This window comes from Kitasatospora sp. NPDC056184 (assembly GCF_042268405.1).
Lineage (GTDB): Bacteria > Actinomycetota > Actinomycetes > Streptomycetales > Streptomycetaceae > Kitasatospora.
Genome location: NZ_JBHJUI010000004.1, coordinates 110,261 through 125,429, shown reverse-complemented (window position 1 = coordinate 125,429; position 15,169 = coordinate 110,261). Strand labels below are relative to the sequence as shown.

At 75.2% G+C, this 15,169-nt stretch carries 16 protein-coding genes and 1 riboswitch; of the genes, 8 read left to right on the top strand and 8 right to left on the bottom strand.

Annotated features, from left to right (window positions below; all coding sequences use genetic code 11):
- Positions 1-46: 46 nt before the first annotated feature.
- Positions 47-751, top strand: a complete 705-nt coding sequence (locus ACFC0B_RS10485; RefSeq protein WP_376084575.1) for a TetR/AcrR family transcriptional regulator — start codon at positions 47-49, stop codon at positions 749-751.
- 38 nt (positions 752-789) lie between these two features.
- Here ACFC0B_RS10485 and ACFC0B_RS10480 read toward each other — a convergent pair whose 3' ends face one another.
- Together ACFC0B_RS10480 and ACFC0B_RS10475 are read right to left on the bottom strand one after the other, a co-directional pair.
- Complete coding sequence (locus ACFC0B_RS10480; protein WP_376084573.1) at positions 790-2,427, bottom strand: amidohydrolase; 1,638 nt, start codon at positions 2,425-2,427, stop codon at positions 790-792.
- A gap of 107 nt (positions 2,428-2,534) precedes the next feature.
- Positions 2,535-3,953: an APC family permease gene (locus ACFC0B_RS10475; RefSeq protein WP_376085100.1), complete on the bottom strand. Its 1,419-nt coding sequence runs from the start codon at positions 3,951-3,953 to the stop codon at positions 2,535-2,537.
- Between the two features lie 312 nt (positions 3,954-4,265).
- Between ACFC0B_RS10475 and ACFC0B_RS10470 the strand changes: the two genes are divergently transcribed.
- Together ACFC0B_RS10470 and ACFC0B_RS10465 are read left to right on the top strand one after the other, a co-directional pair.
- Positions 4,266-5,507: a cytochrome P450 gene (locus tag ACFC0B_RS10470; protein WP_376084571.1), complete on the top strand. Its 1,242-nt coding sequence runs from the start codon at positions 4,266-4,268 to the stop codon at positions 5,505-5,507.
- Between the two features lie 75 nt (positions 5,508-5,582).
- On the top strand, positions 5,583-6,107 hold the full coding sequence (locus ACFC0B_RS10465; RefSeq protein WP_376084569.1) for a GNAT family N-acetyltransferase: 525 nt from the start codon (positions 5,583-5,585) through the stop codon (positions 6,105-6,107).
- A 92-nt stretch (positions 6,108-6,199) separates the two neighbouring features.
- On the opposite strand, the gene ACFC0B_RS10460 is transcribed toward ACFC0B_RS10465, so the two are convergent.
- From ACFC0B_RS10460 to ACFC0B_RS10445, 4 genes are all read right to left on the bottom strand, one after another.
- Positions 6,200-6,943 (bottom strand): choice-of-anchor P family protein, encoded by a 744-nt coding sequence (locus tag ACFC0B_RS10460; RefSeq protein ID WP_376084567.1) that lies wholly within the window; start codon positions 6,941-6,943, stop codon positions 6,200-6,202.
- A 93-nt stretch (positions 6,944-7,036) separates the two neighbouring features.
- The gene (locus tag ACFC0B_RS10455; protein WP_376084565.1) at positions 7,037-8,425 is read right to left on the bottom strand and encodes a glycosyltransferase; all 1,389 of its coding nucleotides are present in this window, start codon (positions 8,423-8,425) and stop codon (positions 7,037-7,039) included.
- On the bottom strand, positions 8,422-9,075 hold the full coding sequence (locus ACFC0B_RS10450; RefSeq protein WP_376084563.1) for an archaeosortase/exosortase family protein: 654 nt from the start codon (positions 9,073-9,075) through the stop codon (positions 8,422-8,424). Before ACFC0B_RS10450 ends, ACFC0B_RS10455 begins: the two co-directional genes overlap by 4 nt.
- Positions 9,076-9,083: 8 nt before the next feature.
- Complete coding sequence (locus tag ACFC0B_RS10445) at positions 9,084-9,260, bottom strand: hypothetical protein (protein WP_376084561.1); 177 nt, start codon at positions 9,258-9,260, stop codon at positions 9,084-9,086.
- A 423-nt stretch (positions 9,261-9,683) separates the two neighbouring features.
- Between ACFC0B_RS10445 and wecB the strand changes: the two genes are divergently transcribed.
- Positions 9,684-10,808, top strand: coding sequence for a non-hydrolyzing UDP-N-acetylglucosamine 2-epimerase (gene wecB / locus ACFC0B_RS10440; RefSeq protein WP_376084559.1), 1,125 nt, complete (start codon positions 9,684-9,686; stop codon positions 10,806-10,808).
- 24 nt (positions 10,809-10,832) lie between these two features.
- Here wecB and ACFC0B_RS10435 read toward each other — a convergent pair whose 3' ends face one another.
- A complete protein-coding gene (locus tag ACFC0B_RS10435; protein ID WP_376084557.1) occupies positions 10,833-11,426 on the bottom strand; it encodes a histidine phosphatase family protein in 594 nt (197 codons plus the stop codon).
- A 176-nt stretch (positions 11,427-11,602) separates the two neighbouring features.
- Positions 11,603-11,689: riboswitch (cobalamin riboswitch) on the top strand.
- 61 nt (positions 11,690-11,750) lie between these two features.
- On the opposite strand from ACFC0B_RS10435, the gene ACFC0B_RS10430 reads away from it, so the two are divergent.
- From ACFC0B_RS10430 to ACFC0B_RS10415, 4 genes are all read left to right on the top strand, one after another.
- The gene (locus ACFC0B_RS10430) at positions 11,751-11,975 is read left to right on the top strand and encodes a CbtB-domain containing protein (RefSeq protein ID WP_376084555.1); all 225 of its coding nucleotides are present in this window, start codon (positions 11,751-11,753) and stop codon (positions 11,973-11,975) included.
- 35 nt (positions 11,976-12,010) lie between these two features.
- Positions 12,011-12,880: a CbtA family protein gene (locus tag ACFC0B_RS10425; RefSeq protein ID WP_376085098.1), complete on the top strand. Its 870-nt coding sequence runs from the start codon at positions 12,011-12,013 to the stop codon at positions 12,878-12,880.
- Between the two features lie 217 nt (positions 12,881-13,097).
- Complete coding sequence (locus tag ACFC0B_RS10420) at positions 13,098-13,625, top strand: hypothetical protein (RefSeq protein WP_376084554.1); 528 nt, start codon at positions 13,098-13,100, stop codon at positions 13,623-13,625.
- Positions 13,520-14,032: an AI-2E family transporter gene (locus ACFC0B_RS10415; protein ID WP_376084552.1), complete on the top strand. Its 513-nt coding sequence runs from the start codon at positions 13,520-13,522 to the stop codon at positions 14,030-14,032. Before ACFC0B_RS10420 ends, ACFC0B_RS10415 begins: the two co-directional genes overlap by 106 nt.
- Before the next feature lie 7 nt (positions 14,033-14,039).
- On the opposite strand, the gene ACFC0B_RS10410 is transcribed toward ACFC0B_RS10415, so the two are convergent.
- Positions 14,040-15,122 (bottom strand): helix-turn-helix domain-containing protein, encoded by a 1,083-nt coding sequence (locus tag ACFC0B_RS10410; protein ID WP_376084550.1) that lies wholly within the window; start codon positions 15,120-15,122, stop codon positions 14,040-14,042.
- Between the last annotated feature and the right edge of the window lie 47 nt (positions 15,123-15,169).

Sequence of the window (15,169 nt, the reverse complement as noted above, 5' to 3'; positions counted from 1 at the left end):
GTCCGACCCCTGTGCTACGTCAAGGCCGTTGACGTAGCCTGCCGGGATGAGCGAACGCGTAGTGCCCGAGCCCCAGCGGCGCCGGCGGCGGCCGACCAAGCAGGGCGTCGTGCTCTCCCACGAACTGATCGTCGGCACGGCGCTGCGGCTGGTCGGGCAGCACGGTGCGGAGGCGCTCACCGTACGGCGGCTCGGCACCGCGCTCGGCGCCGACCCCAGCGCGGTGTACCGCTACTTCCACAGCGCGGACGACCTGCTGCTCGCCATCGCCGAGGAGCTGATCGCCCGCGCCCAGGACGGCTGGCGGGCCACCGGCCACTGGCGGTCCGACCTGCGGGACATCGGTCTGCGGATCCACGCCAGCTACCAGGCCCACCCGCAGGCCGCGCTGCTCGCCGCCCACCGCACCACCGGGCGCACCCACGAGATCGCCGCCGTGGAGGCGGTCCTCGGCGTCCTGCGCACCGCGGGCTTCCCCGACCCGGAGGCCGTGCGGATCTACCACGCGTTCGTCGACCAGAGCCTCGGCTTCGCCGTGCTGGACGCCGCCGCGCTCGCCCTGCCGGCCGCCGCGCAGTCGGCGGACCTGCGGGTCTGGCACGCCTCGTACGGCCGGCTCGACGCCGCGTCCAACCCGCACATCGCCGCCACCGCGCACCTGCTCGCCGCCGACATGCGGCGCAGCGGCTACCCGTTCGCGCTGGACCTACTGCTCGACGCCGCCGAGGCCCGGCTGGCGGCGGCGCGCTGAGCGGGCGGCCTACGGCGGGCGGCGCGCGGCGGGTGGGGTCAGTCGGCCGCGTGGACCAGCTCGCCGCCGACGTAGGTCCGCAGCACCCGGGCGGCGGCGATCTCCTCGGGCGGGCCGGTGAGGAGGTCGCGGTCGAGGACGACCAGGTCGGCCCACCGGCCGGCGGCGAGCACACCGGCGTCGTCGTGGCCGTTCACGTGCGCGGAGCCGGCCGTGTAGGCGGCGATCGCCGAGGCGACGTCGAGCCGCTGCTCGGGCAGGAACACCCGCTCGTCGACGGCGTCGGGCTCCCTGCGGTTGACGGCCACGTGCAGGCCGGCCAGCGGGTCGGGGCTGCTCACCGGCCAGTCGCTGCCCGCCGCGAGGGTGGCGCCGGCCCGCTGGAGCGCGCCGAACGGGTACTGCCGGGCGGCGCGCTCCGGGCCGAGGAAGGGGATGGTCAGCTCGTCCATCTGCGGTTCGTGGGCCGCCCACAGCGGCTGGATGTTGGCGACGGCGCCGAGCCGGGCGAACCGCGGCAGGTCGTCCGGGTGGACCACCTGGAGGTGCGCGAGGTGGTGCCGGGTGTCACGCCACCCGTTGGCGGCGCGGGCGGCCTCGACCGCGTCCAGCGCCTCGCGCACCGCCCGGTCGCCCAGCGCGTGGAAGTGCACCTGGAAGCCCAGCGCGTCGAGTTCGGTGACGTGGCCGCGCAGGGCGAGCGGATCGACGAAGCTGAGGCCGGAGTTGGCGGTGGCGCAGCCGCAGCCGTCCAGGTAGGGGCTGGTCATGGCGGCGGTGAAGTTCTCGGCGATGCCGTCCTGCATGATCTTCACCGAGCCGGCCCGGAACCGGCCGTGCGCCGACGCGGCGCGCCGCTCGACGAGTTCGGGGATCTGCTCGGCGCCCCGGTCGCGCTCCCACCAGAGCGCGCCGGTCACCCGGGCGGTCAGCGCGCCGGAGCGCGCGGCGGCCAGGTAGGCGTCGGACGGGTCCGGCTGGCCGTTGAACTCGCCCAGCAGGGCGTCCTGCCAGCCGGTGATACCGAGCGAGTGCAGCAGCCGCTGGGCGCGCAGCAGCCCGTCCAGCCGGTCGGCGGCGGTGACCGGCGGCAGCAGCCGGGCGACCAGGGCGGTGGCGCCCTCCTGGAGCGTGCCGCTCGGGGTGCCGTCGGGCTCCCGTTCGATCCGTCCGTCGGCCGGGTCGGGGGTGTCGCGGTCGAGGCCGGCGAGTTCCAGCGCCCGGGTGTTGGCCCAGGCGCCGTGGTGGTCGCGGTTGGTCAGGTAGACCGGGCGGTCCGGGACGGCGGTGTCGAGCAGCTGCCGGGTCGGCAGGCCGCCGTCGAAGCTCTCCATCGACCAGCCGCTGCCGGTGATCCACTCCTGCTCGGGGTGGGCCTCGGCGTAGGCGCGGATCCGCGCCAGGTAGTCGGCGACTCCGACCGTGCCGGTGAGGTCGCAGGCGGCCAGCTCGGTGCCGCCGTAGACCGCGTGGATGTGCGCGTCCTGGAAGCCCGGCAGCAGCAGCTTCCCGGCGAGGTCCACGACCTCGGTGCCCGGACCGATCAGCTCGCGGACCTCGTTGTGGCCGACGGCGGTGATCCGCCCGCCGGTCACGGCCAGGGTGCTCGCCCGGGTGCGGGCGGCGTCGCCGGTGTGCACGGGGCCGTGGGTGAAGACCAGATCGGCCTTGGTCATGGGTGGTGCTCCGTTCTCGGGTGGTGCGGGGTCGTGCGCGTCGTGCGGGTGGTGCGGGGTCGTACGGGTCGTGCCTGGTCGTGCGGGTGGTGCGGCCGGCCCAGGGGTCAGCGGGTGTCGCCGAGGAAGTACGGCGAGCGCCGCCGCCACCGGGCCCAGGCCGCCGCGGGCAGTCCGGTGACGATCATCATCACCGCCACCGAGAGCTCGAACCAGCCGTTGTCCGCGGCGAGTTCGAAGTGGTCGGCGGAGTCGTAGAAGGTCCAGGCCAGATAGCCGCCGACGACCAGCAGGGTGGCCGCGCCGAGCAGCGGGCCGACCACCGCGCGCAGGCCCTCCAGCAGGTCGGTGCGCAGCAGGTGGCGGAAGCGGACGGCGGCCGCGACGGCGGTGAGCGCGTAGTAGAGCGCGACGACGATGCCGATCGCGTTGACGGCGGCCGAGATGAGGTCGTTGACGGTCGGGACGGCGACCGCGCAGAGCGCCAGCAGCACCGCCACGCCGGTGATCAGCAGGGTGCCGGCGGCGGGCGTCGAGTGCCGGGGGTGCAGCCGGGTCCACACCGGGCCGAGCACGCCGTCGCGGCCCATCGCGTACAGTCCGCGGGCGGTCGGGATCACCGAGGACTGCAGCGAGGCCACCGCCGAGAGCATCAGCGCGACCAACGGCAGTGCGGCCAGCGGCTGGTCGGCGAGCCGGGCCCCGAAGTACGCCAGCCCGTGCGCGCCGTTGTCCGCCAACTCGTCGAGCGGGAGCACCCGTTGGAAGGCGGTGCCGGCGAGCAGGAAGAGCAGCAGCATCACCAGCAGGGCGAGCGTGCCGCCCCGGGAGGCGTCGCGCGGGTCGCGGACCTCCTCGCCGACGCTGAACACCGACTCGAAGCCCCAGGAGCAGAACACCGCGAGCACCATGCCCTGCGCCAGCGCCTCGAAGGAGGGGATCGCGAAGGGGTTGTACCACTGGAGCGAGAACGGCTGGTCCCCGGCGAACAGCCCGTACCCGCAGAAGCCGAGCAGCACCGCGTACTCGAAGACCAGCAGCGCCTTCTGCAGCCGCGCGGCCAGGTCGAGCCCGCGCACCGCGACCAGCGCGGCGCCGACCAGGACGGCCAGGCCGATCAGGGTGCACTGCGCGGTCGAGTCGGCGTCGAGCCGCAGGCCCGCGATGCTGCGCAGGTGGGCCAGGTCCAGGAGTTGGACGATCGACGAGCCGGTGACGGTCGTGGTGTACGCCATGAACACCACGGTGCCGACGGTGTTCACCCAGCCGGTGAGGAAGCCGAGCCAGGGGCTGAGGGTGCGGCCCACCCAGCGGTAGCTGCTGCCGGCGTCGGGCTCCGCGGCGTTCAGCCGCCCGTAGCCGCCCGCGATGGCGAGCACCGGGAGGAACGCCAGCAGCATGATCGCGGGCAGGTGCAGTCCGACGACCCCGGCCATCAGGCCGAGACCGATGCCGATGCTGCTGGTCGCGGCGGTACTGGAGGCGGCGATCGCCGCTCCGTCGAGGAGGCCGAGGGACCGGCGCATGGAGACGTGGGAGCCGCTCGCGTCCGCTCTCGGACCGCTGTCCGTGGCCTTCGCCGTGGATGCCAAGGGATCACCGCCTTGCTGGTGGGGGTGTGGGGGTGGGGAAAGTGCGAGCCATGAAACCGGGGGCGCCGGGACACGTCAATGCTGTTGTCATAAGGCCCCGCGGCCGACCCACCGCGACTCCCACCGGCGTGCGGGGCGGACCGGGGGCGCACGATGGAGCCGCGAGCGCCCTTTCGCGTCCGCCCGGCCGGTCGTACGGTCACAACCGGCCGACCGATTCCGCCCGCCGCTCCCCCAGGAGGGCCCATGGAACCCCGCTGCCCCTACGCCCACGTCCTCGACACCCGCGGCACCGACCTGCACACCGAGGCCGCCCATCTGCGCACCCACGGCCCGGCCGTCCGGGTCGAACTCCCCGGCCGCGTCCTGGCCTGGTCGGTGACCCGCGCCGACGTCGTCAAACAGCTGCTCACCGACTCCCGGCTCGCCAAGAACGCCCGCCGCCACTGGCCCGACTGGATCGACGGCCGGGTCGGCCCCGACTGGCCGCTGGCCAGCTGGGTCGCCGTGGAGTCGATGTTCACCAGCGACGGCCAGGACCACCACCGCCTGCGCGCCCTGACCGCGCCCTCCTTCGGCCCCCGCCGGGTGGAGGCGCTGCGGCCCCGGGTGCGGGCGATCACCGCCGCCCTGATCGACGCGCTGCGCGAGACCGCGCCCGGCGAGACCGTCGACCTGCACACCCGCCTCTCCTACCTGCTGCCGACCACCCTGATCTGCGACCTGTTCGGCGTCCCCGAGGAGCAGCGGCCGGAGATCCAGCGGGTGGTGAACGGCGCCCTGGCGACCTACTCCACGCCCGAGGAGGCCAAGGCCCTCATCGACGACCTGTTCGTCGCCATGGCGCTGCTGGTCGCCACCAAACGGGCCACGCCGGGCGACGACATGACCAGCGAGCTGATCGCCACCCGGGACGCCAACGGGGAGCGGCTCAGCGAGCAGGAACTGGTCTCCACCCTGATCCTCATGATCGGCGCCGGGTCGGAGACCACCGTCAACCTCATCGACCACGCGATCACCCTCCTGCTGGCCCACCCCGGGCAGCTGGCGCTGATCCGCGCCGGCGAGGCGAGCTGGAACGACGCGATCGAGGAGGCGCTGCGCCTGGAGGCGCCGGTGATGCACCTGCCGCTGTACTTCGCCACCGAGGACATCGACCTCGGCGAGGGCGTGCTGATCCGCACCGGCGAGCCGGTCCTGTTCGCCTTCGGCTCGGCCGGGCGCGACCCGGAGCTGCACCCCGACCGGCCCGGGGAGTTCGACCTCACCCGGGCCGACAAGAGCCATCTGGCGTTCGGCCACGGCCACCACTTCTGCCTCGGCCACCTGGTCGCCAGGATGGAGGCCGAGGAGGCCCTCGACGCCCTCCTCGGCACCTTCCCGGACATCGAACTCGCCATACCGGCCGAGGAGTTGCTTCCGCAGGAGTCGTTCATCGTGAACGGCCTGCGCACCGTGCCGGTCCGGCTCACTCCCGCCTCCGGCTAGCCGCGGAGCGGGCGGCGGGGCCGGCTGTCGGCTGTCGGCTGTCGGCTGTCGGTGGCACCGTCTACCGTACGAGCCATGGACGACCACCCCGCCGCCGTGCGCCTGGAGCCCTGGTCCGAGCAGGACGGCGCCCTGCTGTCCGCCCTCAACACGCCGGAGCTGACGGCGCACCTCGGCGGCCCGGAGACCGAGGAGCAACTGGCCCGCCGGCACCGCCGCTACGTCGACCTCGGCGCCCGACCGCCCTCCGCCGGGCGGATGTTCCGGATCGTGCTGCTGCCGGAGGGCGCGACGGCCGGCAGTGTCGGCTTCTGGGAGCGCGACTGGGAGGGCGAGGAGGTGTACGAGACCGGTTGGACGGTGCTGCCGGCCTTCCAGGGCCGGGGCGTGGCGACGGCCGCCGCCCGCGCGGTGGCGGCCGAGGCCCGGGCCGCCGGGCTCCACCGCCAGCTGCACGCCTTCCCCTCGGTGGACAACGCGGCGTCGAACGCGGTGTGCCGCGGCGCGGGCTTCGAGCTGCTGGGAGCCCGGGACCTCGAGTACCCACCGGGCCGACCGATGCGCTGCCACGACTGGCGGTTCGACCTCCGGCGGCCCTGACCCGGGGACGGCCGGGAGGACCGGGAAGGCCGGGAAGGCCGGGGCGCCCCGGGCCGGGTGGTCGGGCCCGGGGCGCCCCGGTCGGGGCGGGATCAGACGGTGCCGGTGCGGCGGCGCAGCAGAAAGACTCCGGCGGCGGTGGCCAGGGCCGCCGCTCCACCGACGGCGGCGACCTGCGGGTCGATCATCGACACGGCCTCGGCGGGCGCGGCGCCGCCGCACTCGGCGTGGCCGATGACCAGGTCCGCGGCGTTGAGGATCGGCAGCAGGCTGATCCGGACGGCGTTGACGCTGCGTATGCCGTTGGCGTCGGTGGTCTGCTCGTTGAGCAGGACGGTGCCGACACCGGCGATGTCGATCCCGGTGTTGGGCGCGGCTCCGGCCTGCAGGTTGATCGCGGGGAGGAGCGGGAGCTTGACGCTGCCGCCCGCGATGAGGCCGGAGCCGGTGGCGCCGGCCGGGGTGGCGGTGCAGGTCGAGTTGACGCCGGTGAGCGAGACGGTGGCGACGCCCAGGTCGATGCCGAGCGAGTCGATCGTGGCGGAGGCGCTCGACGTGCCGGCCTGCGGGTCGCCCGCGGTGGTGGCGGTGAGCAGCGCGTTGCTGGCGAAGGGCCCGACGCTGATGCCGGCCAGGGTGCTGGTGCCGCCCGAGGGGTAGGTGGAGGCGGGCGTCGGGGCGACGGCCACCATGCCGGCGACGGCGTCGGCGGAGACGACGTAGGCCTTGGCCTCGGGGGCGGAGAGGGCGGCCCAGGCCGGGCTCGCGGTGCAGACCAGCGCGGCGGTGGCGGCGGAGCCGGCGAGGAGGCGGGTCCGGGTGCGACGTGAGGTCATGGCGGTGGTGCCTTTCGTGGGACGGGCAGGAAGGTGGGGTGGGGACGGGGGAACGCGCCGGGGCCGGCGGGCCCCGGACCGGCGGGCGGGCGCTCATGCCGCCGGCTCGCCGACGACGGCCGGAGCGGGGGCCGGAGCGGGCGCGGGGGCGGCCGCGACCCTGGCGGTCTTGTGCCAGGAGTTGCGCCGGCACAGCACCCGCCAGGCCGCCCGGACGGCGACCAGGTAGGTCGTGGCGGCGTACAGGGCCAGCGCGAGCCCGTACCCGAGCGCCGCCCGCCGCCGGATGCCCGGCTCGCAGCGCCGCCGGTAGAGCTGCCCCCAGATCGCGAACTCGCCGACGCCCAGCAGCAGGTAGAGCAGCAGGAGCAGCGCGCCGCCCTGCCGCAGGAAGGCGAGCACGAACTCCGGGTAGAGCGCGAGGTTGTAGCCGAAGGCCGCGATCGGCACGGTGTACACCACCAGGCCGACGAGCTGCAGCCACGGCTGGCTCATGAAGTAGAGCACTTCCAGGAAGCCCGCCGTGCCGAACGCCCGCGAGCCCCAGATCTCCCGCAGGTAGCGGGTGCACTGCATGGAGCCCTGCGCCCAGCGCACCCGCTGGGTGACCAGCTGCCGCACGCTCCAGAGCGCCTCCTGGTCGACCCAGGCGTCGGTGGTGTAGCCGTTGCGCCAGCCGGCCAGCATCAGCCGCAGGCCCAGCTCGTAGTCCTCCAGCAGCGCCTTGCCCCACGGCCGCCCGCCGCCGCGGTCCACCGAGCGCAGCGCCGAGAGCCGGGTGAACTGGCCGTTGCCGCCGACGTTGACGGTGCCGGTGCGGCGCCGGGTGATCTGCATGGCGGATATCGGCCCGCGGAACTCGATGTCCTGGAGGCGGGCGAGCAGCCGGGCCCGCCGGTTGGCGAAAGCGCCGCGGCCGGGCAGCGGGCGGGGCACGTCGCGGTTGGACATCCGCACCTCGACCTGGACGGCCCCGATCCCGGGGTCGCCGAAGAGGCCCGGTCCGGCGCACACCGCGAGCGCGCCGGGCGAGGGGCGGCCGTCGGCGTCGAGCACGCAGACCACCACCCGCTCGGGGTCGGTGCCGGCGGGCAGCGCGGCCTCCAGCGCCCGGTAGCCGGCGTTCAGCGCGTCGCCCTTGCCGGTCCGCGCCTCGGGCAGCCGCCGGGGCACCAGGTGGACGGTCAGGCGGTCCGACGTGGCGGGCCAGGTGCGGACGAGTTCGGCCGTGCGGTCCGCGGAGGCGTCGTCGACGACCCAGACGGTGGCGCCGGCGAAGTGCTCGGCGAGGTAGTCCAGGGTCGTGGCGATGACCGCCTCCTCGTCCCGGCAGGGGATCAGGAAGTGCCAGCGGAAGCCGTCCGGGTCACCGGCCGGCGCGGGCCGCTCGCGCAGGTAGCCGCGCACGATCACCACGACGTAGGCGAGGAAGCCGATGCCCAGGACGAAGGAGAGCGAGACGGAGGTGTCCAGCAGGGTCACCGCTCCCCCTCCCCGCTCCCGCGGACCGGCGCGGCCGCGACGGCGCGGTCACCGGCACCGGCACCGGCACCGGCACCGGCACCGACGGCGCCGCTGCGGGGCAGCAGCCGCAGGTAGAGCAGCGCCGCGCCGAGGGCGGCCGCCATCATCAGCACCGAGCCGAACAGCACGTGCGTCCAGCCGAACCCCTCCGCGCCGTACCGGTGTTGCATCACCAGCACGAGGGTGAGCCGGGCGAGGTTGGTCGCCAGGACCAGCCCGGCGGCGACGCCGAAGGCGAGCAGCACCCGGCCCGCCCGGCGGTTGCCGAAGAGCAGCAGCAGGGCGGTCACCAGGGCGATCGGGGCGATCAGCAGCGCGCTGCTGCACCCCGTGGTCAGGGCGACGCCCCGGTCCAGGCCGGTGTGGTCGCCCGCGTAGAGGACGGGGGCGGTCGGCCCTTCGAGCAGCAGGGTGCGCATCCCCAGCAGGTGCTCGACGAGCCACGCCGTGCCGCGGCTCTCCTGGGAGCGGTAGGCGCGTTCGCCGGCCACCAGCGAGCCGCACACACCGAGCAGCACGGCGCCGCACAGCATCCCGACCGGGGAACGCCCGGCCCGGGCCGCGGCACGCGGGCGGGGCGCGAGCGGGTGCGACAGGGATTCCGTCATGGCGCGGCTCAGTCCTCGCCCGGACCCTCGCTCCGGCGCAGTCTGCTGCGCCGGAGCAGTCCGAGGCCCAGGAGCACCAGGGCCACCGCGGCCGTCGCCGTGACACCTATGCCCACCGATCCGGTCGCGGCCAGGGCGCCGCCACCGGCTGCCGGCGGCAGTCCGCCGGCCACAGGTCCGTACATAGGGGAATTCCTCTCATCGGATAACCGGGGGGATTCAAGGGGGGATTGCCGCACGTCGCGAGCGATATGGGCGGCTCCACACCGCCCCGGAGCAAAGGGGGGGCTCAGTACCGGCACATCGGAACGGCCCGGGCGGGGACGAACGGTACGCGACTCCGCCGCGGGATCGAACTCCCGTGCTGGTGGCACATCATGGACCGAAAATCGGATCTTTGATGGTCCGTAGTCGCACGATGCCTCCCCCGGTTGAATCAACCGGCGTGTCGACGGCGTGTCAGCGAAGTGCCGCGACGGCCGGCCGTTCCGCCATTCGGGGGACATTGATCATCACCGGTTGCCGACGCTCGGCGCCGACGGCCATGTTGTGACGCGTAGTTCGAAACGGTCGACCGTTCGACCGAATGCACCGTCAAGGGAGCCCGCATGCCCTCAGCCGACATAGCCGTGGTCCTCGGCACCCGACCGGAAATCGTGAAACTCGCCGGCGTGGTCAGGCTCCTGGAGGACTCCGCCCGCATCGTCTGGACCGGCCAGCACTGGGATCCCGGCCTCACCACCACCTTCTTCCGGCAGTACGCGTTCCCCGACCCGCACCTCACGCTCAGCGGCGTCGCCGGCGAGGCCCGCGGCCGGCAGATCGGCCGCATGGTCAGCGCCCTCAGCGACCACTTCACCGAGCACCCGCCCGCCGCCGTCATCGTCCAGGGCGACACCAACTCCGCCGCCGCCGGGGCGCTCGCCGCCCACTGCGCGGGCGCGCCCGTGGTCCACGTGGAGGCCGGACTGCGATCCTTCGACCCGGACATGCCCGAGGAGGCCAACCGCCGCCTGATCGCCCCGCTCGCCGACCTGCACTGCGCCCCGACCGCGACCGCGGCCGCCCACCTGCTGCGCGAGGGGATCGCGGCGGAGCAGGTGGTGGTCACCGGCAACACCGTCGTCGAGGCCACCCTGGAGTCGCTGCCCGGGACGGCCGAGGCCCGCGCCGTGCTGGCGGGGTACGGGCTGCGCCCCGACCGCTATCTGCTGGCCACCCTGCACCGGCCCGAGAACACCGACGACCCGGTCCGGCTCGGTCGGATCCTCGGCCAACTCGCCGCGCTGGAGCTGCCGGTGGTCCTTCCGCTGCACCCGCGCACCCGGGCGGCGATCGAGCGGTTCGGGCTCTCCGGCGCGCTCGCCGGGCTGCGCCCGGTGCCCCCGGTCGACCACCGCACCTTCCTCGCCCTGGCGGCCGGCTGCCGGCTGCTGGTCTCGGACTCCGGCGGGGTCCAGGAGGAGTGCACGGTGCTCAAGCGGCCGCTGATCGTGGTCCGCAACTCCACCGAACGGCCCGAGGCGGTCCGGTCCGGCTTCGCCCGGCTGGTCCGGCCCGGCGCCGAACTCGACGTCGCGCTGCGGGAGTCGCTCGCCGATCCGGACGCCGTCGGGGCGCTCGCCGGACGCCCCTCCCCGTACGGCAGCGGCACCGCGAGCGCCGAGATCGTCGCCGCCGTCCGTTCCCGCTACCTCGCCGAGGACCGCGCGCGCCTGCTCCGCGCCGGTTGAGCCGGGCGCCCGTCCGCCACCGGCTCAGCCGGTGCCGGGCCCGCCGAGCCGCAGGTTCCAGCGGTCCGCCCGCCCGGTCAGTTCGACACCGGCCAGCGGAGGCACGTCGAGCCGCCGGAAGGCCTGGTCCGGGACGCCGAGGGCGTGCACCGCGGCGGCCCGGACCACGTCCGGCTCGGCGACCACCAGCACCCGGCCGCCCAGCGCGGCCGCCGCGCCGTCCAGCCAGGCGCCCACCCGGGCGCACAGCTGCCGCACCGACTCGCCGCCGTGCGGCGCGGCCGCCGGATCGGCCAGCCACTCCAGCACCGCCGCCGGCTCCTCGGCCGCCACCTCGTCCAGGGTCCGCCCGCTCCAACGGCCCGTGCCGCAGCCGCGCAGCGCGGGCTCGTCCACGGCGCCGGAGATCCCCAGCTCCTCGGCGGTGCGGCGGCAGCGGGCGGAGGGGGAGACGAACCGGCGGGCCGCCGCCGGCAGGCCCGGTGCGGCGGCGCGGGCGGCGCGCACCCCGGCCGGGTCGAGCGGATCGCACCCGTCCACGAAGCCTTCGCCGCCGAACCGCGCCTGCCGCAGCTCCGGTCCGATCGCCGGAGCGACGAAGATCACCCGTACCGTCATGTCCTTCCCCCTTCGTACACCTGTCACCCTTGGGAACACCCCGGAGCGGGGCGTTCCACCCCCTGCCCGCGCACGAATGCGCAGGCCGCGGCGGGACGACGATTCGGTGCGCGCCCTTGGCGCCGCCGTCACCGGGCGCTACGGTCTCCTGCGACAACTGAAGACGACGGCGAGACGGAAGTCCGGTGGAAATCCGGCACGGTCGCGCCACTGTAAGCCGGAACCGGCCGCCTCACGCAACGGCGGGGTCCGGCGAGTCAGACCCGATCGCCGTCGTCAGAGCTCCACCGAACGGGACGCGTGTTTCCCCCAGGAGGTCCTGCCATGGCCCAGTCCGTCCTCTCCCCCAGCCTGCCCGCGGGCGGTTCCGCCCCGGCCGCGCTGCCGATCCGCGCCGTCCTTCCCTGGGCGCTGTTCCTCGGCACCCTGATGCTGGTCCTGCTCTACTTCGTCGGCGCCGAACAGGGCGCCACCTCGGTCTTCTCCGGGGCGACCGTGCACGAGTGGGTGCACGACGGCCGCCACCTGCTCGGCTTCCCGTGCCACTGAGCGGAGACCGAGCACCGATGAACACCTCCGCATCCGTGCCCTCGGGCACCGTCGGAAAGCTGCTGCTGCGGGGCCTGATCGCGGGCCTGCTCGCCGGGCTGGCGGCCTTCGTCTTCGCCTACACCGTCGGCGAGGGCCCCGTCTCGGACGCCATCGCGCAGGAGCAGTCGCAATCCGCCGGGGCGGGGCATCACCACGGGGGCGGAGCCGAACCCGCCGCCGGTCCGGCGGACTCCCACGGGGCCGCCGACACCGCCGACACCGCCGACTCCGCCGACTCCGCCGACTCCGGTGACGAGGAGGAGGAACTGGTCAGCCGCGACCTCCAGTCCACGGCCGGCCTCGCCACCGGGGTGCTGGTCTACGGCGTCGCCGTCGGCGGCATCGCGGCGCTGGCGTTCTGCTTCGCCCTCGGCCGGATCGGCCGGTTCGGCCCCCGGGCCACCGCCGCGCTGGTCGCGGGCGCCGCGTTCACCACCGTCTACCTGGTGCCGTTCCTCAAGTACCCGGCGATGCCGCCGGCGGTCGGCAACCCGGACACCATCGGGAAGCGCACCGCGCTGTTCTTCCTCATGATCGCGCTCAGCGTGCTGCTCGGCGTCGCCGCGGTGATCCTCGGCCGCCGGCTGGCTCCGCGCCTGGGTACCTGGAACGCCGTCGTCGCGGCCGGCCTCGGCTACGTCGCGGTGACGGCCGTGCTCTCCTTCGCGCTGCCGGACAACGACGACGCGATCCCGGACGGCTTCCCGGCCGGGCTGCTGTGGGACTTCCGGCTCGCCTCGATCGGCCTGCAGGCGGTGCTGTGGACCGGGTTCGCCCTGGTCTTCGGCGCCCTGGCGCAGCGGGCCCTCACCCCCGCCGCACCCGTCGAGGAGCGTACGGCCGTCCCCGCTCCGGCGGTCTGACGGGCAGTTCCCCACCGCGCACGACCGGACCCCGCCGAAGGCGCGCCGACGGGGTCCGGTCGTGCGCGGTCACGGGGTTTGGCGTCGGCATCGGCGGACAGACGCCGGGCGACGGGAGGTTCCCGACCCGAGGAGGGCACGGCCGATGCCCGACAGAAGCAGCCCGCCCGGCCCCGCCACGCGCCGTGGTCACCGTCCTCACCCGGCTCCACTGCCGGTGATCGCCGTGTTCCTGGCCCTGGTCATCACCTCCTCCGTCCTGCGCCCGCCGGTCGATCTGCCGACCCGGGGCATGCCCCGGGCGCTCGCGGTCCTGCTCGCCCTCCTCGGCGCCGCCGCCCTGGTCGGCGGGATCCTCGCCCTGATCGGGACGACCGTCGCCGCCGAGTGGGGCCGGCTGGGCGGCGAACGGCACGGCGGCCTCGGCCGGATCGACCGCCGGCTCTCCGACGCGCCCTTCCACCTGCACCCCGGGACGGCCACCGACCTGAAGACCCGGATCGGCGACTTCGTCGCCTCCCACCGCTCCGCGCTGCTCAGCACCGCGCTCAGCGGCGCCAGGCGGGCCGTCGAACCGGTCACCGGGCCGGCGCTCGCGGTGTTCTGCTCGGTCTTCCTCCTGCACTCCGGCGACCGGATGTGGACCTGGGGCTGCGCCAACTCCCGGCCCGCGCCCGCCCGGTGTGGCGACGGGCGGGCCGCGCCGCCTGGCACACCTTCGCGGGCTACACCCGCGGCGTGCTGATCGTCGCGGCGACCAACGCCGCCCTGGCCGGCATCGCCCTCGCCGTCCTCGGGGTTCCCCTGGTGCTGCCGCTGGTCGTCCTGGAGTTCGCCGCCACCCTCATCCCGCTGATCGGCTCCCCGATCGCCCTGGCCGTCGCCGCCCTGGTGGCCCTGGCCGCCCGCGGCCCGGTGGTGGCCCTGCTGGTCCTCGGCCTGATCGTGATGATCGGCCAGATCGAGGGCCACCTGCTCCACCCCCTCGTCCTCGGCTGGTCCGTGCGCATCCACCCCGTGGCCGTCGCCCTCCCCCTCACCGGCGGCGCCGTCCTCGGCGTCGTCCTCGCCGCCCTGATCGCCGTCCCGGTGGTCTCCGTCGCCTGGGCGGTGATCGGCGCCCTGCGGCACGACGGCTCCGACGACCCGTAGGCGCGGCCTAGCACGGAACGTCGCCGCGGCACCGCCAGAGGGTCTCGCGGCCCGGGTGGACGTGGGCGTTCGGGGAGAGCATGTGGCCGACCCACCGCTGCCCGTTCCCGAGGGCGACGAAGGCCTCCGCCTGGTAGGCGAGCGAGGTGCTGCGGCGGGGTGTGAGGCACTCCTCCGGGTCGCTGGTGAAGGTGGCCCCCGGTGCCACGGTGGTGTGCACGACGGAGCGTCCGGGGTCGCAGGAGTGCAGGACGCCCGCCCAGAAGCCGGCCACCTTGGCGGTCACCTCCACCGGCGCGTCCGTCGGATTGTCGACCCGGACCGCGAACAGCACCTGCCCGGGCTGCACCATCGCACAGGCCCGCAGCAGGGTGCCGGACGGCCCCTCCTTCGGCGCCGAGCAGCGGCTGTCCCCACCGAGCGCGCCCACCTCCACCCCTTCGGCGAAGCCCTCGGTCGACCCGGCGGTCACCGGCACCGGTCCCCGCCGCGCGGCGCTCGCGGACGGCGCCACCACCGACGGGGTGCCGACGGGCCCGCCGTGCCCCGCCCACACCGCGCCGCCGGCCACGGCCGCGAGTGCCAGGCCCCCGAGCACCGCGCCCCGTCGGCGCGGCCACCGCCCCGCCGCCCGCCGCACGGCCGACAGTTCGTCAGCGGGCTCCGGGGGTGCCGGGCGCACCGGGACCGGCAGTGCCTCGGTGTCGGCGGCAGGCGCCGGGGCGGCGGCCCGGCGCGCCGCGCGGCGGTCGCGCAGCTCGTGGTCCGCTGCCTGCTTCGCCTGCTGGTGCCAGCGCTGCCAGCGGGCCAGCTCCGCCGGGTCGGTGCGGAAGATCCGGGCGAGTTCGGCGAGGACGGCGAGGTCCGGCAGTTCGGTGCGGCCGGGGTCGAGGTAGCGGCTGATCGAGGAGGTGCTCAGGCCCCGCACAGGGGAGTCGCCGAGCCGCTCCCGCAGCCGGGCCACCACCCTGTCCAGGGACAGGCCGCGCGTCCCGAGTCCGTCGTTCAGTGCGCGGACGAGCAGGGCCCTGGGGTGGTCCGGCCCCTCCGCGGTGGCTCCCGCGGTCCCGTCCGACGGTTCGTCATGCATGCGCCGCTGTCCCAATCGCTGTCCCGGTGTCCATCGTTTCCGCAGGT